The organism is Chryseobacterium formosum, assembly GCF_026460885.1.
Classification (GTDB): domain Bacteria; phylum Bacteroidota; class Bacteroidia; order Flavobacteriales; family Weeksellaceae; genus Chryseobacterium; species Chryseobacterium formosus.
This window is the reverse complement of sequence record NZ_JAOVZW010000013.1, coordinates 295,454-321,381: the sequence shown is the minus strand read 5'-3', so window position 1 is coordinate 321,381 and position 25,928 is coordinate 295,454. Positions and strand designations below refer to the sequence as shown.

36 protein-coding genes are annotated in these 25,928 nt (G+C 34.8%); 27 read left to right on the top strand and 9 right to left on the bottom strand.

Annotation, left to right across the window (positions count from 1 at the left end; translation table 11 throughout):
* The first annotated feature begins 84 nt into the window (after positions 1–84).
* The 14 genes from OF897_RS12095 (at position 85) to OF897_RS12030 (ending at position 9,840) form a co-directional block, all read left to right on the top strand.
* The gene (locus tag OF897_RS12095; RefSeq protein ID WP_267265937.1) at positions 85–768 is read left to right on the top strand and encodes a hypothetical protein; all 684 of its coding nucleotides are present in this window, start codon (positions 85–87) and stop codon (positions 766–768) included.
* Positions 769–959: 191 nt separating this feature from the next.
* Positions 960–1,592, top strand: a complete 633-nt coding sequence (locus OF897_RS12090) for a hypothetical protein (RefSeq protein WP_267265936.1) — start codon at positions 960–962, stop codon at positions 1,590–1,592.
* Between the two features lie 190 nt (positions 1,593–1,782).
* On the top strand, positions 1,783–2,337 hold the full coding sequence (locus OF897_RS12085) for a hypothetical protein (RefSeq protein WP_267265935.1): 555 nt from the start codon (positions 1,783–1,785) through the stop codon (positions 2,335–2,337).
* A 154-nt stretch (positions 2,338–2,491) separates the two neighbouring features.
* Positions 2,492–3,493: an SPFH domain-containing protein gene (locus OF897_RS12080; protein ID WP_267265934.1), complete on the top strand. Its 1,002-nt coding sequence runs from the start codon at positions 2,492–2,494 to the stop codon at positions 3,491–3,493.
* 10 nt (positions 3,494–3,503) lie between these two features.
* Positions 3,504–3,743: a hypothetical protein gene (locus tag OF897_RS12075; RefSeq protein WP_267265933.1), complete on the top strand. Its 240-nt coding sequence runs from the start codon at positions 3,504–3,506 to the stop codon at positions 3,741–3,743.
* Positions 3,744–3,756: 13 nt separating this feature from the next.
* Positions 3,757–4,944 (top strand): hypothetical protein, encoded by a 1,188-nt coding sequence (locus OF897_RS12070; protein ID WP_267265932.1) that lies wholly within the window; start codon positions 3,757–3,759, stop codon positions 4,942–4,944.
* Between the two features lie 51 nt (positions 4,945–4,995).
* Entirely contained in the window at positions 4,996–5,361 is a 366-nt protein-coding gene (locus tag OF897_RS12065) for a hypothetical protein (protein ID WP_267265931.1), read from the top strand.
* A gap of 43 nt (positions 5,362–5,404) precedes the next feature.
* Positions 5,405–5,959 carry an SMI1/KNR4 family protein gene (locus OF897_RS12060; RefSeq protein WP_267265930.1) on the top strand — a complete coding sequence of 185 codons (555 nt, stop codon included), beginning with the start codon at positions 5,405–5,407 and terminating at the stop codon, positions 5,957–5,959.
* 50 nt (positions 5,960–6,009) lie between these two features.
* Complete coding sequence (locus OF897_RS12055; RefSeq protein ID WP_267265929.1) at positions 6,010–6,648, top strand: ankyrin repeat domain-containing protein; 639 nt, start codon at positions 6,010–6,012, stop codon at positions 6,646–6,648.
* Between the two features lie 31 nt (positions 6,649–6,679).
* Positions 6,680–7,204 (top strand): hypothetical protein, encoded by a 525-nt coding sequence (locus tag OF897_RS12050; protein WP_267265928.1) that lies wholly within the window; start codon positions 6,680–6,682, stop codon positions 7,202–7,204.
* Between the two features lie 782 nt (positions 7,205–7,986).
* On the top strand, positions 7,987–8,751 hold the full coding sequence (locus tag OF897_RS12045; RefSeq protein WP_267265927.1) for an SDR family NAD(P)-dependent oxidoreductase: 765 nt from the start codon (positions 7,987–7,989) through the stop codon (positions 8,749–8,751).
* A 67-nt stretch (positions 8,752–8,818) separates the two neighbouring features.
* On the top strand, positions 8,819–9,148 hold the full coding sequence (locus OF897_RS12040; RefSeq protein ID WP_267265926.1) for a hypothetical protein: 330 nt from the start codon (positions 8,819–8,821) through the stop codon (positions 9,146–9,148).
* Positions 9,111–9,461: an RNA polymerase sigma factor gene (locus OF897_RS12035; protein ID WP_267265925.1), complete on the top strand. Its 351-nt coding sequence runs from the start codon at positions 9,111–9,113 to the stop codon at positions 9,459–9,461. Before OF897_RS12040 ends, OF897_RS12035 begins: the two co-directional genes overlap by 38 nt.
* Complete coding sequence (locus OF897_RS12030; RefSeq protein WP_267265924.1) at positions 9,448–9,840, top strand: hypothetical protein; 393 nt, start codon at positions 9,448–9,450, stop codon at positions 9,838–9,840. Before OF897_RS12035 ends, OF897_RS12030 begins: the two co-directional genes overlap by 14 nt.
* Before the next feature lie 31 nt (positions 9,841–9,871).
* On the opposite strand, the gene OF897_RS12025 is transcribed toward OF897_RS12030, so the two are convergent.
* Entirely contained in the window at positions 9,872–10,234 is a 363-nt protein-coding gene (locus tag OF897_RS12025) for a response regulator transcription factor (protein ID WP_267265923.1), read from the bottom strand.
* 477 nt (positions 10,235–10,711) lie between these two features.
* On the opposite strand from OF897_RS12025, the gene OF897_RS12015 reads away from it, so the two are divergent.
* Positions 10,712–12,736 carry an ATP-binding protein gene (locus tag OF897_RS12015; RefSeq protein ID WP_323809054.1) on the top strand — a complete coding sequence of 675 codons (2,025 nt, stop codon included), beginning with the start codon at positions 10,712–10,714 and terminating at the stop codon, positions 12,734–12,736.
* 134 nt (positions 12,737–12,870) lie between these two features.
* Here the strand turns inward: OF897_RS12015 and OF897_RS12010 are convergent, their stop codons facing one another.
* Entirely contained in the window at positions 12,871–13,272 is a 402-nt protein-coding gene (locus OF897_RS12010; protein WP_407648320.1) for an FAD-binding domain-containing protein, read from the bottom strand.
* Between the two features lie 286 nt (positions 13,273–13,558).
* On the opposite strand from OF897_RS12010, the gene OF897_RS12005 reads away from it, so the two are divergent.
* From OF897_RS12005 to OF897_RS11990, 4 genes are all read left to right on the top strand, one after another.
* Positions 13,559–14,056 carry a hypothetical protein gene (locus OF897_RS12005; RefSeq protein WP_267265922.1) on the top strand — a complete coding sequence of 166 codons (498 nt, stop codon included), beginning with the start codon at positions 13,559–13,561 and terminating at the stop codon, positions 14,054–14,056.
* A 73-nt stretch (positions 14,057–14,129) separates the two neighbouring features.
* Positions 14,130–14,864 carry a hypothetical protein gene (locus tag OF897_RS12000; protein ID WP_267265921.1) on the top strand — a complete coding sequence of 245 codons (735 nt, stop codon included), beginning with the start codon at positions 14,130–14,132 and terminating at the stop codon, positions 14,862–14,864.
* A gap of 71 nt (positions 14,865–14,935) precedes the next feature.
* Entirely contained in the window at positions 14,936–15,139 is a 204-nt protein-coding gene (locus OF897_RS11995; RefSeq protein ID WP_076561605.1) for a hypothetical protein, read from the top strand.
* A 46-nt stretch (positions 15,140–15,185) separates the two neighbouring features.
* Entirely contained in the window at positions 15,186–15,485 is a 300-nt protein-coding gene (locus OF897_RS11990; protein WP_267265920.1) for a hypothetical protein, read from the top strand.
* A gap of 478 nt (positions 15,486–15,963) precedes the next feature.
* Here the strand turns inward: OF897_RS11990 and OF897_RS11985 are convergent, their stop codons facing one another.
* The 4 genes from OF897_RS11985 to OF897_RS11970 all read right to left on the bottom strand — a co-directional run bounded on the left by OF897_RS11985 (position 15,964) and on the right by OF897_RS11970 (position 18,516).
* A complete protein-coding gene (locus tag OF897_RS11985; RefSeq protein ID WP_267265919.1) occupies positions 15,964–16,635 on the bottom strand; it encodes a hypothetical protein in 672 nt (223 codons plus the stop codon).
* A gap of 166 nt (positions 16,636–16,801) precedes the next feature.
* Positions 16,802–17,419 carry a DUF4142 domain-containing protein gene (locus OF897_RS11980; protein WP_267265918.1) on the bottom strand — a complete coding sequence of 206 codons (618 nt, stop codon included), beginning with the start codon at positions 17,417–17,419 and terminating at the stop codon, positions 16,802–16,804.
* A gap of 108 nt (positions 17,420–17,527) precedes the next feature.
* On the bottom strand, positions 17,528–18,124 hold the full coding sequence (locus tag OF897_RS11975; protein ID WP_267265917.1) for a DUF421 domain-containing protein: 597 nt from the start codon (positions 18,122–18,124) through the stop codon (positions 17,528–17,530).
* 125 nt (positions 18,125–18,249) lie between these two features.
* A complete protein-coding gene (locus tag OF897_RS11970; RefSeq protein ID WP_267265916.1) occupies positions 18,250–18,516 on the bottom strand; it encodes a hypothetical protein in 267 nt (88 codons plus the stop codon).
* Between the two features lie 250 nt (positions 18,517–18,766).
* Here OF897_RS11970 and OF897_RS11965 point away from each other — a divergent pair, with 250 nt between their 5' ends.
* Positions 18,767–19,141 (top strand): LLM class flavin-dependent oxidoreductase, encoded by a 375-nt coding sequence (locus tag OF897_RS11965; protein WP_323809053.1) that lies wholly within the window; start codon positions 18,767–18,769, stop codon positions 19,139–19,141.
* 88 nt (positions 19,142–19,229) lie between these two features.
* Here the strand turns inward: OF897_RS11965 and OF897_RS11960 are convergent, their stop codons facing one another.
* Positions 19,230–19,859 (bottom strand): nitroreductase family protein, encoded by a 630-nt coding sequence (locus tag OF897_RS11960; protein ID WP_267265915.1) that lies wholly within the window; start codon positions 19,857–19,859, stop codon positions 19,230–19,232.
* Between the two features lie 170 nt (positions 19,860–20,029).
* Here OF897_RS11960 and OF897_RS11955 point away from each other — a divergent pair, with 170 nt between their 5' ends.
* From OF897_RS11955 to OF897_RS11935, 5 genes are all read left to right on the top strand, one after another.
* On the top strand, positions 20,030–20,332 hold the full coding sequence (locus OF897_RS11955) for a winged helix-turn-helix transcriptional regulator (RefSeq protein ID WP_267265914.1): 303 nt from the start codon (positions 20,030–20,032) through the stop codon (positions 20,330–20,332).
* Positions 20,333–20,402: 70 nt separating this feature from the next.
* A complete protein-coding gene (locus tag OF897_RS11950; RefSeq protein ID WP_267265913.1) occupies positions 20,403–21,296 on the top strand; it encodes a cation diffusion facilitator family transporter in 894 nt (297 codons plus the stop codon).
* Between the two features lie 132 nt (positions 21,297–21,428).
* Positions 21,429–22,271, top strand: coding sequence for an aspartyl protease family protein (locus tag OF897_RS11945; RefSeq protein WP_267265912.1), 843 nt, complete (start codon positions 21,429–21,431; stop codon positions 22,269–22,271).
* 74 nt (positions 22,272–22,345) lie between these two features.
* Positions 22,346–22,888 carry a Crp/Fnr family transcriptional regulator gene (locus OF897_RS11940; RefSeq protein ID WP_267265911.1) on the top strand — a complete coding sequence of 181 codons (543 nt, stop codon included), beginning with the start codon at positions 22,346–22,348 and terminating at the stop codon, positions 22,886–22,888.
* An 81-nt stretch (positions 22,889–22,969) separates the two neighbouring features.
* Entirely contained in the window at positions 22,970–23,290 is a 321-nt protein-coding gene (locus OF897_RS11935; RefSeq protein WP_267265910.1) for a VOC family protein, read from the top strand.
* A 56-nt stretch (positions 23,291–23,346) separates the two neighbouring features.
* Here OF897_RS11935 and OF897_RS11930 read toward each other — a convergent pair whose 3' ends face one another.
* The gene (locus tag OF897_RS11930) at positions 23,347–23,571 is read right to left on the bottom strand and encodes a winged helix-turn-helix transcriptional regulator (protein WP_267265909.1); all 225 of its coding nucleotides are present in this window, start codon (positions 23,569–23,571) and stop codon (positions 23,347–23,349) included.
* A 352-nt stretch (positions 23,572–23,923) separates the two neighbouring features.
* On the opposite strand from OF897_RS11930, the gene OF897_RS11925 reads away from it, so the two are divergent.
* A complete protein-coding gene (locus OF897_RS11925; protein WP_267265908.1) occupies positions 23,924–24,469 on the top strand; it encodes a peptidoglycan-binding protein LysM in 546 nt (181 codons plus the stop codon).
* 266 nt (positions 24,470–24,735) lie between these two features.
* On the opposite strand, the gene OF897_RS11920 is transcribed toward OF897_RS11925, so the two are convergent.
* Positions 24,736–25,308: a transporter gene (locus OF897_RS11920; RefSeq protein WP_267265907.1), complete on the bottom strand. Its 573-nt coding sequence runs from the start codon at positions 25,306–25,308 to the stop codon at positions 24,736–24,738.
* Positions 25,309–25,436: 128 nt separating this feature from the next.
* Between OF897_RS11920 and OF897_RS11915 the strand changes: the two genes are divergently transcribed.
* On the top strand, positions 25,437–25,778 hold the full coding sequence (locus OF897_RS11915; protein WP_267265906.1) for a hypothetical protein: 342 nt from the start codon (positions 25,437–25,439) through the stop codon (positions 25,776–25,778).
* Positions 25,779–25,928 lie beyond the last annotated feature (150 nt).

The window sequence follows — 25,928 nt, the reverse complement described above, 5'->3', positions numbered from 1 at the left end:
ATTTAGGATCAATATGCGCTATATTATAGCGTATATAAATAGGTTATGCGCAAGCATTTCCAAGCATAATCAATAGACTGAACAATGAAAAAATTATTTAGTGTAATTAGGAAAAAAGAAATTAGCGAAGTGTCTAAAATTCTCGACAAAAGTCCAGAATTAGTAAATTGTATCGCAAAAGGAATATCCAAACGAGATGATGGAGAAATTCCTTTACAAACAGCAATTAAAACTGGAAACTATGACATAGCTAAACTATTAATTGATTGTGGAGCTAATGTAAAATTTATGGAAACAGAAATTGAAGATGAAGAATGGAGAAAACCAGTTTTACATTTTGCAGTTGAAGCAGTTATCGCCAATTCAAGAGACGAAATTTACATTCCTAAATATAGTCCCCAAAATAAATCTGGATTTTTAGGATTATTAAAAAAAGACCAATGGACAGTAAAGAGTGAACCGACAAAAAATTATCAAGAAGCATTTAAAATTATGAAATTGCTCATAGAAGAAGGTGCTGAAATTCATTCAACTAACACAACTAATAATTATAAAATCAGTGCTATCGAATTTATTTGTAATCGAATTGAATATTATAAATTTGACCATAAAAGACCATTTGTTAAAGAAACTTTAGATGATTTGTTGCCAATGTTTGAATTATTTAAGATAACGAAAATTACTGACTTTGATTTGCCTAGCATTAGTCCAAAGGGAAATACTGTTTATCAGAGCTACGAAAATATAATTGACCAAATTTTTAGCTAAAAATATGCCATCAGGTAACATAGGCTTTGCAATAGTGAGGCGAAACTCCAAAGTTCAACAGTATTTCTTCGATTGAGCTTTTGTGGAAAATTAAAGATTTGTCCTTCGATTGCCCCACCATCGCAAAGCCCCAAAACGCTACCGGTAAGCGTATCGCAACACAGAACGAAACAAAGAACATAAACTGAAAAATGATTTCAACCAAAGAACTAAATTTACCCGACAGACAAAAATTACAGACAATCTGCAAAGCAATTTCTGTTTTAGACGCAATTCTCTCACAAGAATGGGAATATCGTTATTATTCATACAACAATAAATGGGCAGACGATGAAGAATTTAGCGAAATGCGAAACGGTTCTGGCGACCAAATGCTGATTTTATTTAAACAAGGCGGTTGTGTAATAAATGGATTTGCTCACGAATATCAACAACAAGAAAAGCATAAACTAACAAAAGATTTACCTTCAATTTTTGACGAGTTTATTTTTGGCGAACCTGTAAAAACTATTGGAACAACTTTTTGTATCTGGACAACCGAAAACAAAAATTGGCAAACCGGACAAATAGAAAATCACGAAGACAATTCAAAAGAAATGTTGAATATTTTTGACGGGGATCCGCAAACTTATGTTGATTGGGCGACAGAATATTTTGACGAAAGTTTTATAGAAAATGGAATACCATTGCAAACGGTGACAGAAGTTTATAATGGAAAAACTCTGACAAAAGAAATGGTTTTGACAATCGTTGAAGAGCTTGAAGACTGGGAACAACTTGAAGACGACTTAAATGAAATTGGCTATCCGTATAATTTTAACTAAACGAAAAAAACGCTGCTGGTAACAAGGGTTTGCCAAAAGCGGAGCTGAAGTGCTTAGATTGAGCATTTGTGCAAGGTTTTTTTTTAAAAATACGCTAGAACCAGTTTGAACTATTTCAGTTTCTCACTATCTGAAAACGAGAATAAATAATGGTGAGTATAAAATCATTTGTAAATCAAATACAACAAATATGAAAAGTAAGATAATTTTAGTCCTCGTTCTTTTTTTTACCCTTATTCTAAATTCATGCGAAAAAAAGATAAAAAATGACCCAATAGCAGTTAAGGATAATTCTTTACTGCAGACCAAACTTTTAAATGAAACCAAAAAATTTAATGCACTGGCAAAAATAGACAGCAGTAATTCAAAAAAGCTTGAGGAAATCAAGCTCAGGTATAAAAAAATGGTAGATTCCATAGGATTCTGTCAAAATTGGAAAGGAAAGTTGACCTTACTTGACCTGGATGAAGTGGATACTTACTCAAGCGATACGGTTGTGATGAGAGTGGGAGTGGAGAATTTTTATGACAAAGGTTATCAGGATTATTTTTCCTTTATGCAGGTGAAGGCTATTCCTAAAAATGGAAAATTGTATGAAAAACTGAGCCGCATTAAAGAAAATAGCGAAGTCGTTTTTAGCGGTAGATTACTAAATGCAGGTTTGCACGATATGTCACCAGGTTACGAGTTCAGCAATTTTAATATTGAAACTGAATTTTCGGATATCAGAGCATTGGATCAGTAAAGGTAAAGTACTGAACAAATCAATTAATAAAAACTATAATTTTTACCAGGAAAACATAGTGTTATTCGGTTTCGGATCGAAGATCAGTTATAGCCTATAATCTTATGTTTCTTTTTGGTGAGCAAATTGATTAGAAAAATAAAATAGTAATCATATGAGTTTAGGAGATTTTTTCAGAAGCCAACTTTCACAGGTTATAGAGTGGAAAGACCAGCAACCAGATGTTTTGATCCACAAATTCCCGTCAGAAAATGATGAGATCAAAGATGCATCCAAACTTATCGTGGCGCCAGGCCACGGAGTAATATTAGTCTACGAAGGCAAAGTGACCGATCATTTGGATGAAGAAGGCATTTTTGATATTGAAAGTGACAACCATCCGTTTATTACCACTTTACTTAAACTTCGCACAAATTTTGAAAGTGAGCACAAATTAAAGATCTATTTTTATAGAACGTCTGAAGTTGTCAACCAGGGTTGGGGAACGTCGCAGGCTGTAAAATATGTGGATCCTGTTTATAGGATCCCGATAGAACTAGGGTCTAACGGAACCTTTTCTTTCAGGATTGCTGATCCTTTGTATCTTTTTTCTAATGTGGTTGGCTCACGAGACCAGTATTTGGTGGCTGAAGCACGTGAACTGTTACAGGGTAGATTTCCGCAGAGTTTGGCTTCGGTGCTGGCGCAAGGAAGTGTTTCCTATCAGAACATTGATGCACAACTACCCTCTCTGTCCAAAGACATTCAAGACCAGTTGCAGCCTGAGTTAAATAAACTTGGATTTTCATTAACTGATTTTAAACTCAATGGAACAATATTCAATCAGGCAACAACGGAAAGAATTGGTAAAATCTCTGACATTACCGCAGAGTCAATGGCAGCCAATGAAGGTGGGTTATCCTATGTTGATATGGAAAAACTGAAAGCACTCCGTGATGCCGCACGCAATGAAGGCGGACTGGCAGGTGCAGGTCTCCAACTCGGTGTCGGTATGGAATTGGGCAAAACGTTTGATGTTGCCAAAGAAAAACAATTAAATGCTGATGCGCCTGATGTTGTCACAAAATTACAGCAACTGAAACTTTTGCTTACCGAAGATATCATTACTCAGGAAGAATTTGACATCAAAAAGAAAGAGTGGTTGGATAAATTTTAAATATTGAAAAATGAAAAACATCATAGGAATTCTTATCACGCTCTTGAGTCTGGCATTAATAGCTGTCATCCTATTACGCATCTGGAATATTGATATTGTAAGCTTCGACAATATGCTTAGAAGCAGTGCTACATTGATTTTACTTGGCTTGGCAATTCTGATATTGAGCATCGTTTACAGCACTTTTTTAAGAAATAACAAACAGGCTTACAATCAAAAAACAGGTAACAAAGCTCATCCTAAACTATAATATTACACTGAATATGGCAAAGAATATTAAAGCGATCAAATGTCCTCACTGCGGCAGCATAAAAAAGACGGAAATCAAAACGGATCACTTTCGTTGTCTGAATTGTGATACCGAATATTTCCTTGACAATGATGACATCAATATCAACATTAATCATACGCCTTATCAGGCTTCAGTACAATCACCCATAGCGAAAAAAAACACGACTGCAGTTGTAATAACAGCAATATTGCTTGGACTGACACTTTTTATAGTGATCAATTATTTCACAAAAAACTCTAGCGAAGCAGCTTCAACTGAGCCTGAAAAAATAAAATATGATTATTATGGAGGACAAATCGTTTACCAAAATACGAATACAGGCAAAGCTGTCTTTTTAAGACTGGGACGTGAAGGAATAGCGGGCAAAGACAATAGCATAGATTATGTAAATACCCACGCCGTTTTCATTGATCCGGTGAGCAAAAAACAGTTCAAAGATGATTTGGTATTTGAACGTACGAGACGGCTTGAACAGTACCAGAGCACTTTCAAAGTTTTTAAGGACGGGACTATTTATATGACCTATCCCGGAGAGAAAATATTCACCGTTGATCGTAAAAATGATAAGCTTGTTGAGTTGACCCAATCTATTTTCAGCAAACATCCTGAAATGAGTTCCGGAATAGCTAAAATAAGTCTTAATGATGACTATTTTGATCTGATGGCAAACGATGGTAAGACATATTATTATGTACCTAAAGTACATTTACTGACCAATGATCGCGACGAGGCAAATAAAGCAATCTACAGCACATATCCCAAAAACTGGCTCAAGTTTGACGTGTTTTCATCTGATAACCTGATGAAAATGACGCTTGACAAAACCACTTTAAAACCAAGTGGTATAGACCTGCTACCTGATCGCAAGTTTTTCAGACCACAACTTCTTTATCAGGATGCTAAAAATTTGATTATTGCAACTTACGCCACAGCAAATACAGATGGACCTGTAATGTTGCAAAGCCTGAATGTGAATACAGGAGCAATCATATGGTCTCAGCCTGCTGTAACTTTTATTTATAGAAGTGCGGCGAAATGCAACGAGGGTTTTGCCATTGAATATGCGTCGGATGATGATCACGATTACATATCGGGAGTCTTAATTATTTCACCAGAAGGAAAAGTAGTGAGTGATTATCTAATTAAACGTGGTGAATAGAATAGCTATGAAAACACAGAAGTTAAAAAAGCATTTATAACCATAAATAAAATGAGTTACGACATTTCACTTTACAGAATCGAAACCAAACAAAAAGAAGAAGTCACAGATGATGAAAACTTTTTCGAAAACGAGGGAAATTTGGTTGCATTTACGGAACAGCAATTTCTAGAATTAAAAGAGAGGTTGTCGAGTTATGGCTATGAATTTTTAGAGGAAAATGAGTATGGTTTGTCTTTCAGCCATCAGGATGAAGATCGTGGAACTGCTTTCCTTACGAAAGAAGCCCTCTTTTTTAAAGCAAGCTGGAGCAAAAACTCAATTTTTGAAGTAGGAATGACAGCATCAGAATTTACGGATTCCGGAGAATACGCAAAATATGACTTTCAAAATGGTGAATGGGAAATCTGGGAATGATACTTAGGAACTATTAGAAAAACATAAAAAGCAAATGTAACAAATGGATGAAATTATTAAAAAATTAGATCAATATTTATTGACTTCAAGACCTGAATTTTATTTGGAACTTAACGAACCTTTGGACGACTCTCAGTTAGACAAATTACAGGAATATTATAAAATAGAAATTCCAAAAGATTTACGACTGCTGTACAAATGGAAGAACGGACAAAAACCGAATTGTTATGATGCCTTTGTAAACAACTCTACGTTTATCCCTTTACATCAGGCACTTTTTGACGCTTCTGAACTGACGTCAATGATTGGTCTTGACTTTGAAATAAAGAATTGGTGGAATGAAAACTGGATCCCGATTTTTCAGAACGGAGGTGGCGACAGTATTTGCTACGACCTACAAGGAATTTTTACTGACAATAAAGGGCAGTTAATAGAATTTTGGCACGCAGATAACTATAGAAATGTTATTGCACCGACACTTGACGCTTTTTTTGAAAAAATAATCGATTTTTATGAAACCAAACAAAAAGAAGAATTTGACGAATATTTTGAAATTGGGGAAATTGACAATTTTCCGAAAAAAATTATAGTGAAATGATATCGACTGCGGAAAAAATTTGTTATAACTAAAAATAATATTTAGAAAAAATGAAAACTCTGTTTACTGCAATCCGAAAAAGAGAGATTGAAAAAATAAAGGAACTGATAACAAAACAACCAGCTCTCGTAAATTGTATTGCTAAACAACCACCAAAAAAAGATGACGGACAGTCGCCTTTACAAATCGCCTTCAAAACAGGAAACTTTTGGGCAGTAAAGTATTTTCTGGAAAACGGGGCAGATATAAATTTCATTGATGCCACATCTGTAAATGAGTGGAAAATGCCGGTGCTTCACGATGCGGTGATGGCAACAGTAGCGCTGGCACGATTCGAATATCCTGTTGACCCGTGGAATGAAGAAAAAAAAGACGTTTATGAACTTAAAGGTGTTAAAGAACATTTTGAAAAAACCTTCTCGTTGCTGAAAATGATGGTTGACAATGGAGCTGACGTTAATTCGGTTGACAGTTATGGCAATTCGGTATTAATGCGCGCCTGTTCTGATATTCAAAATCGTTCGACAATTGAAGACCGCCCTTTAGCAAAAGAAACGGTGGAAGACTTAAGACAAATTTTCGACTTATTGATTTCTTCGGGTGCAGACCTTAATTATTCTGCAACTACCAGAAAATCTGTTGTTGAAATGAATAAAAAGCTTTTGGAACAATTAAAAATTGAGATATAGCCAAATACAATCAATCCTGCCAACTTAAATAATGACAGATAATAATTACACCGTTTTCAGACGCAATTATGAAGATCACATTTCTAAGAAATTGAGAGTGGGCAAAGAAGAATTTTATCATGACTATTACGAGACTAAGCAACCCTTTGGCTTAACCATTTTTGGATTTCTAGTACTCATATTTGCGCTTTACATTCTGATAAAAACACATACACTTTACGGAATTTCATTAATTATTACAGGTTGTTTTTTCATTTATGGTGGACTTAAAAAAAGCAAATTAGTTTTCAAAATTTCTAAAAACGGAATATGGACCGCGGAATTCGGATTTATTTACTTCCGACATATTGAGCGTTTTGAATTTTATCGGTATATAGGAAAACACAGCTCAGAACGACTGAAAATTCATATTAAGAATTATAAAATTTATAAGATGGAAATGCCATTTTTAGAACTCACAATTTCTCATCTTGACAATTATGGAGATCTGAAAAATATACTTAATAATGCCTTAATGATTGCAAATAAAAAAAACAAAAACAAAAACTATCGTTAACAAAAAATTTGTATTAACGTAGCGGTACTTATAAAAGTGGAAAAGGCAGTTTTCATAAGGGAGGAACTTACAAAAATTCCAGCACAGGGAACAAATACGGAAAACACAAATAAAAAATAATTTAATAGATTGCCGTTAGCCCCGACAATATCAGGCCTTTTTCTTCAGCAGTCCTAGTAATTGATGCTATTCTATTTTTTAAGATATTCCATAACATGCGTGGCAGTTAGGCCACGGATCAATATTGAAAAAAGGATTGTCAGAGAAATAATAGCCCATAATTCATCTTGATGATCAAATTCGAAATAGATCCAATACATCACTTTGTTGGACTTCCGGCCAGCAGATGAATAAGACACATCGTAAAACCTTTTGTCACGAAGCTGTTATAACATGCTACTCCAAAATTATTTCAACGAATGACTGGTTTTCCCGCCGTGATGGAAACCATGCGATATGTGTAACGGTAAAATAATCTCTATTCCTGCAAAGCTCATTATTTTGATTTTCCGAGAGAAGTCCGGACACAGACAGAGTTTCACCCATTCGCGGAAGAAATGGAAGATTCCATTTGATTTTGACTGACGAACTATTGTGACATCAATAGACTTTCATGATTTTTATTCGAAGTTACTACATTTAAATTTTATTGATGAAATACCTAGGACTAAAGTGTAATCACATCAATTTCTGTTTATGGCTACAAACAGATAGGATATGGCTACATCCTCGTTCCATTGTCGACATACCTTTGCTTCACATTATTATTAAAAAACAGAAGTATGTCATCTCAAAAAAAAATTGCAGTCGTTACAGGAGGAAGCCGTGGCCTAGGAAAAAATATGGCACTGAGTCTTGCTAAAAAAGGCTTGGATATCGTTTTTACGTACAACAGTCAAAACGAAGCTGCCGAAGAAGTTGTAAAACAAATTGAAGAACTGGGGCAAAAAGGAATTGCATTAAAGCTTGATGTTTCAGATTCTTCCAGTTTCGATGAATTTACAAAAACTTTAACATCAGAATTGCAGTCTCAATTAAATACAGACAGATTTGATTTTCTAGTCAACAACGCCGGATTTATCCATTATGCAGAATTTGAAGATCTTACTGAAGATCAGTTCACAGAAATGGAAAATGTGCACCTGAAAGGGCCATTTTTCCTCACCCAAAAGCTTTTGCCTCAAATCAATCCTTTCGGTGGTATCGTCAATGTTTCTTCCGGTCTTACACGTTTCGCCACACCGGGTTTTGCAGCTTATGCAGCATTAAAGGGCGCAATGGAAGTGTTGACAAAATATCAAGCAAAAGAATTGGGAAAAAGAAATATCAGGGTCAATGTTGTAGCTCCCGGCGCAATTGAAACAGATATAATGGGAGGCGCAGTTCGTGATAATGCAGAGATGAATCAATATCTGGCATCACAGACGGCTCTCGGAAGAGTGGGACTTCCTGAAGATATCGGAGGTGTAGTAGCATTTTTATGCAGCGATGCGGCAGGCTGGATCAATGCACAGCGTTTAGAGATCTCCGGAGGTTCTAATCTTTAGATCTGAAATAAGTAAAAGAATCAGATCTATAATACTTTCAAATGAAAATAATTTAAACAATTGCACAATGGAAAATGAAGCCAATGGGTCAATGGTGAAAGCTTTAACTCAAAGAGAAATAGAGACCATAACAAAATTTTACGGCGCATTTAAGCTGAAACAGCCGGAAATACTGGATGAGATCTGTATGTCTGACTGGAAAGATATTCCTCTGGCGCCTGGACAGGAGGATAGTCCTAAAGGTCTGCAGGAAATTATGAAGTATCTTTTCATAGTATGTCCAGATATTGAGATTGTCATCCACGATATTTTCGGGACGCATGAGCGTGCGGCGGTGAGAGCTTCTATGGAATTTACCCATGTTAACGACGACCTGGATCGCCAAAATCACCTATAATATTGCCATTAATTATCTGAAGAAAGAAGTCAAAAAGAAATATGATAATTTGGAGGGCAATATCGATTTCCAATTCACTTCAGAAACACCGGAATCTAAACTGATCGGAAAAGAATTTGATACCTATTTAAATAAGCTGATCCGTGAGCTTCCACTGCAATACAAAACTGTGATCACCCTTTATCATTTAGATGAACTGAATATTCAGGAGGTTCATAAGATCACAAAATTTCCGGAAGGAACTATAAAAGTGTATCTTCTGCGGGCCAGAAAATTATTAAAAGAAAAATTACAGAAAGATGGATACCCCTAGAAAAAATAGCACCGAAGAGCAAAAAGCAAATTACAATTATCAGGAAACGTCGGAATCTGATTCGGAAGTTTATGATTTTCTGGACAGTCATCTTGAGAAAGAAAACACCGATAGTTTTTCATTGGGATTTTCGCAGAACATCATCCGGAACATCGAATCAAAACAACAGCGCCGACTTAACATCAAGATCTATGGCTTAATCTCCGTGTTATCACTGATAAGCATTCCGCTGTTTATAAGTTTCATTAGTAATGAACTTATTTCAATGATATTGACCGTATTTTTACAGTACAAATTTATATTTGCTTTTTTCATCTGTGGTGTCATTCTAATTCAGTTCAGCGAAAGATTAATCTACATCAATAGAGATAAGAAATAATCGAAATATCAATTCATAAAAGAAAAAACATTTATTTATTTCCAATGATCTCATGCACTTTCAAAAGGAGTGCGTCAATGTCAAACGGTTTTGGAATAAAATCGTCAGGATCACAACTTTGACAGATATGATCTAGTGTTGCGTGAGCACTCATGATGATAATAGGAATATCTTTGTTGTCTACATCATTTTTAATTTCATCGCATAGATCGATACCAGATCCGTCAGGTAGCATCACATCAAAAATGTAAAGGTCAGGAGTTACATTGCTATCTCTCTGCGTAAATGCACTGACCGTTGAAAACGATTGTACATCATAATTTTCAGAGGACAGAACCATTTCAAGTACCTCTCTTATTGCCTGATCATCTTCAACTAAAAAAATCTTTCTCATATCTACTGTCTTTCAAAAATAAAACCATAATTGTGAAAAAATCAAAAATTTCCATCATAATTTTCACATTTTTATGACAGGTGCGAGTCATTATTTATTTTTAACTAAAAGAATGAATTCCAAATAAGAGAATCTTAAAAACTTCTAAGACACGGCGACATTTCTATCCTAATTGGTCATTAAAATGCTGGTGTAGTTTTTGTTTAGTGATTTCAGGAGGATCACGTTAAAGTCGGATACCATTATTTTTTAAAGTCAAAATATATAGGACATCATTTTTTTTGAGTTCTTGATATTGATATCTCTGAGAAAACTTAGAAAATAATGATTTATTTCATTGAACATTTTCATCAGGCAAAATCATGTTGAGGACATTGAATATCCATTCAGAAATAAAGATTGATGAAATTGTACACCTTTGCAACCCTTATAATTTAATACTCTTATTTGACCCTATTTATGGCTGAAATGAATTTTTTGAATGAACAGAAAAGGCTGGAAGCTCTTCGTTCATATCGTATTTTAGATACAGATGAAGAGGCAGACTATGATGATCTCACGGAGATAGCCGCTGCTATCTGTGACACGCCAATCGCCCTGATCAGCTTTGTTGACAAAGATCGGCAATGGTTCAAGTCTCATTATGGACTTGCTGTTGACCAAACCGACCGTTGCCATTCATTCTGCTCTCATGCCATACAAGACCCTGAAAGACTGATGCAGGTTGAGGATGCTCAATTTGATCAGCGTTTTCACGAAAATCCGCTTGTTACCGGTAGTCCTGACATTCGATTTTATGCAGGAATGCCACTTTTGGACAAAGATGGTTTTGCTTTAGGATCGCTGTGTGTAATAGATCAAAAACCAAGGCTTTTGAATCAGATCCAACAGAAAGCTCTGCGCACACTAGCTCAACAGGTAATTGACAAATTATCACTAAGAAGGAATAATAGGGAACTACTAAAAATCAATCAACAACTTACAGCAACAAATAGTAAATTAAGAGAAACAGAAGAAAGACTGAATAAAGCCAACACGGATCTTACGGAAAGCAAGGAAAGACTTCAGACTATATTGGATCTTGTAGTTGAAGGGATAGTTATTACAGATAGGGAAGGAAAGATCACTTATACCAATAGGCGTAACCGTGAAATTTTCAAAATGGATGAAAAACGAATGCTTACGTTGACCAATGTTTCTCCGGAATTCAATAACCGCACGCTTGACGGATCTCCTCTTCCTCAGGAAGAACACCCTGTCACAATAGCCCTTCAGAGGGGTGCCACCACGATCAACCGTGAATTTCTGGTGAGTGATCAGCACTCAAATTCTGTTTATCTGCGAATGAATGCCGTACCTATCAGAGATCATAATGAAATGATCACAGGAGCCATCGGCAGCTTTGCTGACATCACCGACAGTTATTTCCTTCAGCAGAAACTGAAAGAGAGAGAAGTAAGCCTGCGTGCAGCCATTTCTTCTGCAAATCTTGGAACCTGGCACATGGACTTACAGACAAAGGAACTTTTTGCATCTGCAAGGATGAAAGAATTATTCGGGTTTTACCAAGATGAACAAATATCTTATAAGAGTGTAATAGGCCAAATTGCCGAATCCCACCGGAAGAAAGTGATCGCTATAGCAGAGGCGTCCCTTAGACAAAACGAACCTTCAGAGCTGGAATACCCTATTATAGGATATCATGATAAAAAGCTACGGTGGCTCTGTGCTACCTTCTATGCATATACAGATCCGGAAAATCCAAATATTTTCTTTTTTGCAGGAACTACTGCGGATATAACCGAAAGGAAAATGGAAGAACAGCGGCGTAGTGATTTCATCGGAATGGTAAGTCATGAGCTGCGAACTCCATTAACAGCTATCAAAGCATATACAAACCTTCTTCAGAGAATTGCCGGAAAAAACAATGATAAGATGTTGGTCAGCACTATGGAAAAAGTAGATACACAGGTAAAACGAATGGAAGCTATGATCAACGGCTTTCTTGAAGTAGCCCGTCTCGGTGAAGGAAAAATACGCCTTAATATAACACGTTCTGACTTGGCATCTCTTTTTAAGATCGCAGAGGAAGATTCACTAGTTACTATCAATAGCCATAAAGTAATATTTGCACCGACAGAAACCACTCCACTAGATGTCGACCAGGACAAGATCGAGCAGGTATTGATCAACTTTATCAATAATGCGGTAAAATATTCGCCACCCGGAACCACTATTGAAGTGAGCTGCATCACTAAGAACGGAATGGCTCAGGTTTATGTTAAAGATCAGGGGATGGGTATTCCAATCGCAGATCAGCCTTTTATTTTTGACCGCTTCTTTAGGGTGGAAAGTGATGCTATGAAAGACAAAAAAGGCTTTGGAATAGGCTTGTATATATGTAAAGAGATCATAGAAAGACATCACGGAAAAATTGGAGTGGAAAGCACTGAAGGTCAAGGAAGTGTATTTTGGTTTTCGTTACCTGTATCTATTATATAATCGTTCTGCTACAAATGGAACAATTGAGCTTTTCTCCAGTGAAAAGTATGTTAAAAATTATGTATCTCCAGTGTTTTAAATAAAAAAAATGAAATTGGATAAAAGAAGAAATAAAAAATTCCTACAACATATTTTTAAACTTTGATCTTTTTGATCAAATTAATGGCTCTCTCCCATTTTGAAAAGATCTCGATCGGTTGGGGATAATCCGGAATATCAAATTCCCATGGAATCAATACTTCCATATCATTTTTGTCTTTTAACTCCGGAATCCATTCTCGTATAAAATCCTTCGCTTTATACTTATTCGACTGATGAACGGGATTGGTATAATAGATCTCAAAAGCCTGCATATGCCAATTCATCCAGTTCGAACTGACGTCATAGTCGATCAGTTTACTTTCAAAATAGGCAGCTCCCCATGTCCAGTCAATTTTCAGATCGTGCACGAAGTAACTGGCGCAATTGACACGACTGCGGTTGCTCATGTATCCTGTTTCGTTCAACTGCCTCATGTGTGCATCTACAAACGGAATTCCGGTTATCGCCTCACACCATTTTTCGAAATTCTCCTGATCATTTTCAAAGGGAATTTCTTTTTTTTATAACCTTTCGTTCTATACGTTAGTCCGAGTAGTAATAGAGTTGGAAGATAGCTCTTTCAAATATCTAAATGTAATAGAGACTTTTTCAATTGTCTTTCAAATTGGTACGCAGTTGGTAACCAGTTCACCTAAACTTATCGTAAAAAAATTGCAAGAGCAATAATCTCAATGCAGAAAAAAACTTATACTAAAGATGACTGAAAATCAGGAATCTTAAATGGAATATTTAAAATACAGAAATGTGAATATTATTTTATTTGACAAAGATGTTTCTCAGGAAACCATCAACAAAAATGCAGAAAACCTGAATATTGCTCAGCTTAATCTCTCAGATTTTAATGAAAGAATGGGTACAAACTATGATCTCGTATGCAAATTTACGAATGAGAATACCCGTTTTTTTTTAAAACAGGAATTAAGATATCCTGAAAATACAAACACCATCGCCAGCCAAATTAATTGGCTCCTAATGTGGAAAAGGGAAATCAGCGACAGAGTCTACTTTAAAATATTCTTCAACGATATTGCACGGGAATTTGAAGAAATCAATCGATATAATTCCCCATACGTCCAGAAGGATAACATGTACTATAAAATCGTTGAAGATTTTAAAAGAAAGTATACAGATTACGCTCCTTTAGGATTTTTAAGCGAAGGTGATGAAAAATACATAAAAGAAGAAATCAGCAAAAAATTCTTACAAAAAATCAATTGAAATTAAAATCTTACTTTTATTACTTTTAGTTCCATTTGCAACTTATATAAGTACTATATCATCATCTTAATTTATGACTGTAGCTAAAGAAAAATTTTCAGCATTGGAATCGGAGATCAATCTCAGAGCTACCAATTTTGCAGCTGTTTTGGTATGGATTATTGTCGCATTATTTGCTGGTCTTGCTATGATCTGGGTAGACCATTTGATACGCCCCGATTTTCTTGAATATTACAGTAACAACACTTTAGATTTTTCAGCATCAATTATCATCATATTTTTATCAGCAGCAACGAGTTTCTTTCTTGCACGTTATCTCTTAACCAAAAAGTACAATAAATATACTGTATCGGTAAATGACCAGGGAGCTTTTATATTTGATCGCTATGGTAAAATTTCAGAACAGGTTCTTTATACTGATTTACACGCCACAACAGAAAAGTATGATTCAGATATTAGTTTAGAATTCAACAGGAAATTAAACAAACAATGGCTTATCATTTATAAAAAAACAGAGTCAAATGAAGTCACAAAATACAATCTCAGGTTTCAGAAGGACTTTTATGCACTAAAAAATAATTACGAGCTTTATCAACATTTCCTGAGAGGGGTACAAGTATTTCGTCCTGATATTAAAATACATTATCATACGGCAATACACTTCAAAATAATATCACCAGGCGAACTGTCTGAAAAGCAAAAAAAGAGTGATAAAATCTTTAAAATTGTATTTAATATTGTTCTGTGTATAATCCTACTATTTTTTATTTATGTGATATGGATGTTCATTCAAATATTCTCAAAATAAAAATTCTTATCTTCTATTTTTTAAATCTTAAAAAATGACGTTACATAATTTAAAAACCTTATTTTTAAAATATGGAAAAACGAGATCTTTTAATTATTGAATACCTTTCAAAAGGATTTAAAACCACCGAAATAAGTCAAAAGTTAATGACAGAGCATTCAATTAAGGTCAGCAAGAGTCTCATTGAAAAAAGACTAAAAGCATTAAGAACAAAGTTTCAGGCAAAAACACTTTTCCAATTAGCAGTCATTCTAAAAAACGAAAACATCATCTAATACTATGATCCTAAATATAATCAGGCATCATTAAAAACAGAGGTCTATGAAAAAGCTAATTATATTTTTTGCATTCGTACCTTTTATATCAAATGCTCAAAGCCGATTTATCAAATTAGATTCAGCTCAATTGATCAAACATGTGGAAAGCTTCATCTGGTTAACCGAACGAAGAGCTGATGGGTTTGATATAGTCAGAGTCAGTGGAACTTTTGATAGACTGTTTAAAGATTTCGATAGAAAAGCTGATGCTGACACAGTTAAAAATACAGGTTTTGCAATAAATGGCCGAACAAGATTTAACAAAAATAAAGACAGTAATTACTGGAGCATCAGCAGTTTATAGGTCATTACCTTTACATACTTTATTTTTTTTGTTTTTAAAATCTTTAATTTCATCCTATACTAAACTTAATAAACTAATTGTTTCACATTCAAAGTGTATAATGCTGTCAAAAATTTCAAACTTATTCATACATGATGATTAATAAATTTCCGGAGATTTTAACAAAAGAAAAATATAATGAGAAGGACATCGAATTTCGAAATGCGTTATTCAATTTGGACAAGAACATAATCACCGATAACAATGCAGAATTCCTTACAACCATTTACCAGTCAACAAAAACATCACGACATCCAAAATAAAATATTAAAATTGTTGTATGATTTTAACTTTCCTGCCTTGCAGGAATTCTTTCTCAGCTCCTACAAAAAAGAGCGCCACAGTATGAAGCCATCAGCGAAAAAACGGAAAAAAAAGCAGCCCATAAAGCTTCCGCACTAAAAAAGATTTAAATTACCAGAAGCTAAAAGTTAAGGACTTAAGCTCTATTTGCAATTTTCTGCGTAAGATAGATATAATTAAACATACAAAATGTCGCTATTACCCCGAAAGTATGCCATAAAAAATGTGTTCCGATATTGAGCCACTCCCACTTATCAGCGATACGAAAAGTAAGCGCAAAAGCAAATGACAGTAATGCAAATCCCACCCATTTCCCGGCTGTCCATTGCGTATAAATTAAATATCGTAAAACCGAGAAGAGAACAAATGATGCCATCATTCCATAATTTAAATTGATAAAAAGAGATGTATTATCAAGCAAAATCCAGTTTCTTAAAGCAAACATGAGAATTATATATGCAAGAACTACAAAGACAGAATAAAGCAATTTGGTGCTCTTCGCTATAAAATAAAATCCTGCAGACAAGCATAGCAACATGATAGGTAGCCAATCCATCAAAATAAATACCGACCATTGTCGGAATGAGTGATAAAATGTTCCACCAATAGCACCAATGTATAATAATATCAAGCAATAAACTAAAAATGGATACTCTTTAAAATTATCTTTGATTCTAATAGTCCAAAAAATAGCAGTGATGAGAAAAAACATCGCAGTAACTGCATTCAAAGACTCAGGAAAAAGCTGACTCATATCTGTTTCCTTATAGAACATCCCTCCGTCCGGCGGCGATTGATTTATTGACATTCTTTTTATTTTTATTTCATGGTGCAATATACAAGGAGAACTCTTTCAATTAAATATGATTAAGATTAAAGACAAGTTCTGCCATTTAAATTATCATAATGTTTACAAGCAATAAAAGTAAGCTGTCAAAAATGACAGCTTACTTTTATTGTTAAATAAGTTTTAATTATTTCAGAGCAGACTTCACTTTCTCAGACTCCTTCAAATGGTTTTCCAAAGTCGGAAGTGTTTTAGTTGCAAATGCTTTTACGTTAGCATCTGTACCATCTGTTGACTCCTTTTTAAATGCTGCAATATCTTTTTTATGATCGTTAACCATCATGTCGACATAAGCCTTGTCAAATTCGGCTCCTTTCTTTGCTTTTAGATCATCATGCATCTTTTGTTGTGAAGCATCTAAGGATGCGGGTAAGGAATAATTTACGCTTCCCGCCCATTTTTTTAGTTCTTCGTTGGCAGCTTTATGATCTTTTGCAATCATTTGCCCTAAAGATTTCACAGAAGCATTGGTAGCATTTACAGCAGCAAGTTCTCCCATCATAACTTCCATCATTCCCCCTTTAGCAGCAGCATCAACAAAAGTTTTGTCTTGAGTACTTAATGCTTTTGCGTCAGGAACTGTACTTGAAACTGTAGCAGAATCATTAAGAGTCTGTGGGGAATCCATTGGAGCTGTTGAAGACATATCCGTTGAATCTACGGAACTGTTTGTAGAAACAGAATCCTTTTTGTTGCAAGATACCATGGCAGCAACTGCCAACAATGTAAGAATTGAATTTTTCATAATAATTATTTGGTTGGTTAAAATTAAAAGCATTTTTATTATCTGCTTTGTGCTACAACTAACAATTTGTCTGCCAAAGATTTTGAGGTAATAAATAGACAATCTACATCAGGTAAGTCTCAAAGTTTTAATTGCCTTAACCCACTCTTTTCTCTCACAACGTTCACAAACCTTTACAGATCTTTCCAAGTATGCGGAATAACCGCAGTAAGTACAGGCGTAAATGTCTTCCTTCTCAATGGTCGTTACTTTTTTGTTATAAATTTTTGGAAGTACAGGCAGTCCGAAATGAACTTCTTCATCCCTGTAGAAATAAAAACTGATATTGCCTGTGGTTTCCAGAATTGCAGTCTTTACCTGACCGACATGTTCAATCGATTCCTGTCTCATTTCGGCAAAGAATTCATCCTTTGCAAAAGTATGATCATTTTTGACACCTAATACAAATTGTCCATCTTCAATCACATATAGCGGTTCACCTTCAATTACATCCTCAAACTTTTCACTTTTACTTGCGAAATAAGTAATAGTTCTATAGATAATGATTATGACGGCAAATACGAGGAGTGAAGGAATAATTGGCATATCCCTGTGAAACATTGGATCTCCGGCTGCAGATCCCAATGCAATAATGATAGCAACTTCAAAAAGTGACAGCTGCCTAACTCCTTTTTTTCCTGACAATCTTAAGATAACCAATACCATAACAAACATTAGGATTGTCCTTAGAGAAATTTCCAGTACATAATTTCCATCCAGATCACCGATAAATATTTCACTCCAATTTAAGCTCATAATTTTTATATGATTAATCGATTATTTGGGAACAATTATTCTGTTGCTAAATTGCTCGCTTCATTTTGTTCAATATTTTCAGAAAAATTAACTCTCAAATTAGCAGGAAATTCCAAAGAAACGGTATATGTAAGGTCATCTTCCCTTATTTCGACATCAGCTTGCGAGAAAGATCCATCTTCGTTAACAATCTGAACCGATTCAATCTTAGTATCAATTTGCTCTTTGGGTATTTCAATCCAATATTCTTGTTGTTCCTCGTTGAAAGAAAGGTGTTCTTTTGTAAATTCAATAGAATTCATAGTAATATTTTATATGTTAATATATTTGGAAGCAATAATTGAACAAATAAAATGCCACGGGATTTTAAATTTATACATAAAGCTTGCTATTACTAATTTTCACCATACTTCTTTCGGTTATTCTTTTTAAACCCCTGATACATCCTCAATAACAATTAGAATTGAAAATCAAAAATTGACAGGATATAAAAACTATACAAATTATAATCGCTATACTTTTTATAGCGATTTTCAAGTAAATTTGTGCTACATGAAAAATATATCATATTCTATTCTTGAACTGGCTATTTTATTTCAAAACATCAGCTATAAAAAGAGTTTAAATAATTCTCTCAGACTGGCACAGGTCGCAGAAGAGCACAATTATATAAGATATTGGTTTGCTGAACATCATAATTCAGAATCTGTAGGAAGCAGTGCAACATCAGTTTTAATCGGATATGTCGCTGAGAATACCGATAAAATAATGGTTGGTTCCGGAGGAATAATACTTCCTAACCACTCAGCTCTTCTTATCTCTGAGCAGTCTGCAACTCTGGCGCAATTGTATCCAGGAAGAATTGATCTTGGATTAGGAGGTACTCCTGGCACCGTTGTTATATTCAATCATCGACAGTACAAATAAGCCCCGACAAATGTCAGGGCTTCTATTTTTAGTCAATAATTTTCAGGGGTTAGAATACTAAAATTCTTTCCAATTTCTAATATTTATCTCAATTTATTTTGGTCGAAAATTCATCGATTGGTAATCGGGCTTTCGGCACTGAAGCTAGAAAATCATTAACTTGATCTCTGTAGCCCAATGACATGATAACCGAGGCATGAAGACCCTTTTCTGACAAGCCTAACACTTCATCAAACAATTTCGGATCAAACCCTTCCATAGGCGTTGAGTCCACTTTAAGTTCTGCCGCCGCAATCAAAGCTGTTCCCAAACCGATATAAGCTTGTTTGTCCGACCAGATCCCATTTTGTTCGGGCGTCTTGGTAGAGAAATAGCTTATCAATGTATCTTCCAGCATTTTCAACCCTCCTTTTTTTAAATCTCTTTGTTGTTCCATCATCGCAACATATTCTGTGATGTAATCAGCGGTTATTTCATTGAATCCTGCAAAAATCAATAAATGTGAAGAAGCATGGATCTGGGCATTGAATGATCCTTCTCCCAATCTTTGTCTTACCTTAGGATCGGTAATGACAAACAGTCGGTAAGGTTGTATTCCGCAGGACGAGGCGGTGAGATTGATGGCTTCGATAATCCGGTCTATTTTGTCTTCGCTAACTGATTCGCCTGAGTATTTCTTGACCGCATAACGCCATTGTAAATTTTTGATTAGGTCCATTTTTTTGTTATTTATAAATTAGATCGGCAAAGTTATATTTTCAATATGTACCTTTGTAACTAAGTGACAAAAAGTTATAGTGACAAACGGGTAACCAGGTGAACGGTATGGAACAAGAATTTGATTTAGTTAAGGATTGCAGCCAAAAAATATTGGCAATTAGTGATACAATGGAAATTTTAAACGGAAAATGGAAAATGTCCATTATTGCGTGTCTGTGCTACAAGCCAATGCGCTATTCTGAATTGCTGAAAGAGGTGAAAGGTATTTCCGGAAAGATGCTCAGTCGTGAATTAAAGGATCTTGAAATAAATGAATTAATCAATCGTCATGTCCTGAACACAGCACCTGTTGCAGTGGAATACCAGATAACAGACTACGGAAAATCACTGAAACAACTAACCAATACGATTGCAGATTGGGGATTTATCCATAGACAGCGTATTATTTCCAGAATGAAGTTAAAAACTTAAAAGCAAATTATAAAATGATTTGTACACAAGCCGAACTATTAAAATAATCTTCTACGTACTTCTATAATAAATGGCCAACAATCATAAGTCAATTTACAGTGCACTTGCAGCCAATCTCTTAATAGCACTCACTAAATTCATCGCAGGAGCATTTACAAACAGCTCCTCCATGATCTCTGAAGGTATTCATTCGACAGTTGATACAACCAATCAGCTGTTATTATTATATGGATTGAAAAGGAGCAAGAAACCGGCAGACGAATCCCATCCTTTCGGCTATGGCAAGGAACTCTATTTCTGGTCTTTTGTTGTTTCTATTTTGATATTTGGTCTGGGTGGTGCCCTGTCTATTTACCAAGGAATTTCTCACATCATAGAACCTGAAGTGATGAAAGATCCGTTCTGGAACTACATCGTTTTAGTGCTTTCCCTAATTTTTGAAGGAACTTCCCTCTTTATAGCCGTCAAAGAATTTAATAAGACCCGTAACGGTATGAAATGGTGGGATGCCATTATCAAAAGTAAAGATCCTGCAAGCTTTCTCGTCGTTTTCGAAGATGGTGCGGCAGTGGCCGGTTTGATCGTGGTGATGATATTGATGGGGATTAGCCACTCATTTCAGATTCCGGAATTGGATGGGCTTGCATCAATCATTGTAGGATTGATCCTGGTATTTGTCTCTTTCATTCTTGCCAGGGAAAGCAGAAGCTTATTGATGGGTGAAGGGATAGCCCCCGAAACAAGGGAAAAGATAGCAAAGCTGGCTGAAAAAGATGGTGCTGTGGTCAGAACAAAAAATATACTCTCCACTTATCAGTCTCCTGAGGAAGTCGTATTGATGCTCATCATCGATTTTGAAGAGCATCTTGATACAGAAGAGATCACCGAGGCCATACAACGCATTCGTGGACATATAAAAGATGAATTTCCTTTAGTGCGGTTTGTCATTATTCAGCCGGAATAAATAATACATCTGAGATCATCAGAAATTTAAATTTTAAATCTCTGATGATAACTTTCCACAAAGAAATTAGTATAAAAAGATAAAACAACCAAAGTTGTATCTTGCAGTTTATCACAACCATAAAATTAATTCATGAAAAGATCAATATTCACAACAAGCATTTTTCTTATATTTTTAGTATTTTCCTTAAAAACAAATGCACAGATTCCATTTGAACTCAATAATAACGGACACATTATCATCAAAGCAGAGATCAATGGCGTAGAAGGAAAATTCATTCTTGATACCGGAGCGGGTCTGAATGCTATTTTCACTAAATTTTCCAATAAAATTAAAAATGAAAAGACCAACAATTTTTTTGTCGGGCACAGAGCAACCGGTGAAGAATTGAACGTAGACCTCTATAACGCCAAAAGTATGGAGATCAACAATAGAGGATTTAGTGATCAGCAATACACAATTGTAGATCTGGAATTTGGAGATATTGACGGGATGATCTCATTGCAGCCCTTCAGAAATACACCTATCACGATTGACTATAACAACAAAAAAATCCTTTTCGGTCGAACTACAAAAGGTGAAAAAAGCATTGATATCCAGATAGCAGATTATGCAGGGAAAGCCATCGATATTTTTACGTATGTCGAATTAAATGACCATTTAAAGATTCAAACCTTATTGGACAGTGGTGCCGGAAAAAATTCATTTTGGTTCAGTTCAAAATTGATGGAACCTTTGAAATTGAACAAAGCAGATTTTAAAGCAGTTCCTATTAAAAGTGATTTTAAGAAAGAAAATAATTATTATATTGGAAAACTGTCAACAATAAATACAACAAATAAACTACGAAAAGTGGAAAACTTAGACGCCGCCTTTATTGTCGGACTGATCTATGAAGGAAAAACCAGCATTGACTGGCTGGGTCATATTCTGACCATTGATATTGCCAAGAAGAAAATATTTATCGCTGATTAAAAGCGTCTGACGTTATGAGCTACTGAAAGATTTGAAATCTTTTATATATTTGGTCATATTAAAACCATCCAACCATGCTGGCAGAATTTGCTGATTTTTCTGATGCTGAAGTACAGTTATTCAATAAAAATATCTCTAAAAGATGCCTGGATAAAAATGCGGTTCTATGCAAAGAAGGTGATGTTTTAAAATCCATATTTTTCATTGTTAAAGGCTCATTTTACCAATCTTACTATAATCCTATTCGTGAAGAGGACATCATCACAGATCTTCATCTCGAGAATGAATGGGTTTTCAATCCGGAAAGCCTCGTCAATCAGAAGCCTGCAAAAACGACGATTAAGGCATTTGAAAGTTCCGAAGTGATTGAGCTGACCCTTGAAAGTCTTCACAAACTTATTGTTATTTCCAATAAATTTCTGCAGTTCAACAAGCTTCTTATTTCGAATCCAAAACTGAGTTTCTACGATGAAAATATGACTCCGACAGAGAAGTATAATTATATCCTTAAAACAAGACCTCAGCTGATTCAGACATTTCCACTCTCGATGATCGCATCCTATCTCAAAATAAGACCGGAAACCATAAGCCGAATAAGAGCGAATGTCTCTTTTTGATTTCGATCAAGTGTGGTTTCAGAGTATTATCATCATTTTTGAAGAAAAAATAAGATGACAGCAATTATTCCAAAACTACCGATGCGAAATAAGGAAAATACCAGAACCTTTTATAATAAATTAGGTTTTACGTCCAATAAAAATGATTTTAAAGGTTATCTGATGTTGGAAAAAGATCATTTAGAGATCCATTTTTTTGAATTTAAAGATCTCATTCCTACTGATAACTATGGTCAGATCTATATACGATGTTCAGATATTAATGAGATTTATCAAACGTGTCTCAAAAAAAATATTGAGATCCATCCGGCAGGCGATCTGGATGATAGACCGTGGGGTCAGAAAGAGTTCTCATTACTGGATCCGGACAGTAACCTGATTACATTTGGGCAGGCGTTATAAAATGATGGCAGCAGAAAAATAATTAGGACTTAATTAAAAGTTTTAATTATTTTAAACTATTTCTCTGACTTGCCGAATGACATTTCAGCCTTCACTTTCTCACGGTGTTGCATTCCCCATTTTGTCATCGCAGCGACCACTTCTTCCAAAGTGCAGCTATAAGGAAGCAGTTCATACTCTATTGTTACCGGATATCCATTTTCTACTTTTTTGATGATAATAATTCCGAGCATGTGTTCAAATCCCCGCTTCTTGTGTTCAAAAACTTTCTTGTACTGCAAAGTAAATAGTTGTAATGATATCACCATTCTTATTAAACAACAGGGAATTCACGCCCTTAATGCTGTAAATGAATAATGAATTTCAATTAATTTTAACCATTAACTGACCTGGGTTTCCAATAATGGTAATTTATATTGAGACAGCTTTATAATAGCAATAACTGCAATTTAAATAAGCCCTCAACACTTAGCCAATGTTGGGGGGCTTTCTATTTAAGTTAAATAAACCGTGTAGTTATTTTATTACATGAACTTCCATTTTCAACTACAAAGAAAACTTTATTGCCGCTGTAGATTTGTAGTGTTCAAAACAGAACAATTAAACAAGAATAGAAATAAAATCCATACGATCATGACAAAACAAATAGCAATCGCAATGTTAACTATCGGAGCGACCATATTAGGAACTAACAACGTTCAAGCTCAAAATACAACCGCTACAACAACCGTAAACATTACCCTGAACGATGTGATCTCCATCGATGCCGGAAGTACAGCAATCGGTAATACGGTTGACTTTAACTATGCGACTGCAGCAGACTATAACTCTGATCAAACCATTACTAAAGCCAACTCTTTGAAAGTTACTTCAACGAAGAACTTTAACGTTAAAGTAAAAGCAGGGGGTACTAATTTTATGAATGGAACCAACTTAATCCCAGTAAATGTTTTGACGATCAAAGCAGCATCAGCTTCCGGAACAATGGGTGGAACAAAAAACGCGGTTGTTTTATCTGCAACGGATCAAAATTTAGTAACAAATGCTCCACTGGGAAGCGCATTAACCCTGAATTTGGATTACATGATTCCTGCAGTGAAATCATCTTCTTCAGACATCTTAGGTAAACCAGCGGGAACGTATACGCAAACAGTTATTTATACTGCAACAGCTTTATAGTAAATTTTTTCATATTAATATTTTGTGATTTGGTGTTTCGAAGGCTTCCTACAGGAGGTCTTTGATTTTGTATGTATTGATCCAATATAGAGAAAATTCAAAATCCGGGAATAAGTATTCTTAAATAAAGAAATCAAATGATCTTCATTTATATGATATTTTCACACAGAAAAAATAGAACAGTTAATAAAAGATAATGAGTTTAAAAAGATGCCGGAATTTTGACAGCCTTACTGTATTTATAACAAATCGATAAAAAAATTACTTTAGAAGTATATCTTGCTCCTCCATTCCTCGGGAAGCTTGTACTTCATAGGAATAATCAGTCCACCTTCAAATCTGCTATCTTCATAGTTTGAGGTAGCAAATTTAATATAAGGCAGTACTGCCATTACAAATTTACCACTATCGCTACCTATCAGGTTTTGCTTGATCCTTAGTGTAAGATCACCGTTACCGTGTTTTATTATTTTTTCATCGGAATCAATTTTTCGCTCGCTTTGTCTTCCATAAGTTTGAAAACCTATTTGAACTGCTGTAGAATTGGTTAGTCCCACTTTTACGTTCATTTGATTGATAAGTAATGTATTGATCTGATGAGATTCTGATTTTTCTCTCATTATTCTTCCAAGATCATTCTCAACTTGAAAATGCCCTGCATCAATAGTATAGGGTGATTCTGTTACACCAGGACGATCAGTCTCCATTTCTCTCAGTTGAGAACTTGGAACAGGATTTAACAAAGAGAATTTTTTAATTGAGTCTTTCTGACCATAACTTTTTATAGGAAGTAAAAGTCCGCAAAAAAACAGTATCAAAAAATTGTTATTTTTACTCATATCAAATTATTATATCACTTAATTTTTATTAAAGCAGATAAAGTTATGCTGTTTTTGATTTTACTAAATTTATTTTTTCACTTTATATTTATATAGACATCGTAATTGTAAATTGGCATTAAAATAGTATGAAGGGTAAAAACCTTAAACCATCAATTATGTTACAATATCCACAAAATAAAAAGTTTCTCGATGCCGTAAAAAAACTTTCTGTCAGGCATAATATAGATCTTTCAGAAATCCTTTCAATTGCTCAGAATACCGAATCAAAAAATAGAATGGATGTAAATGACTTGAATCACCTCCAAAACAACATCGGCATTCCTCTGGGTATATACCTTTCCAAAAAGGAAGTTTGTAAAGGTTTGGTAAATAATACTGTTTTTCAAAACAGTTTGATATCCATTGCAAACAGTAATTACTCATTTCAAAAGTTAGATCACTATCCTAATTTTATATGGTCGTATTAGCAGTCACCAATCTTTAATTTTAAGTATTATCTGAACAATTAATTTTGTGCTAATAATATACATCTGAATAGTTACCATTTGTATAATCTGGACCTATATAAAATCTTTATTATGATAGATTTTGTACTGATGAAAATATCAATGTTAAAA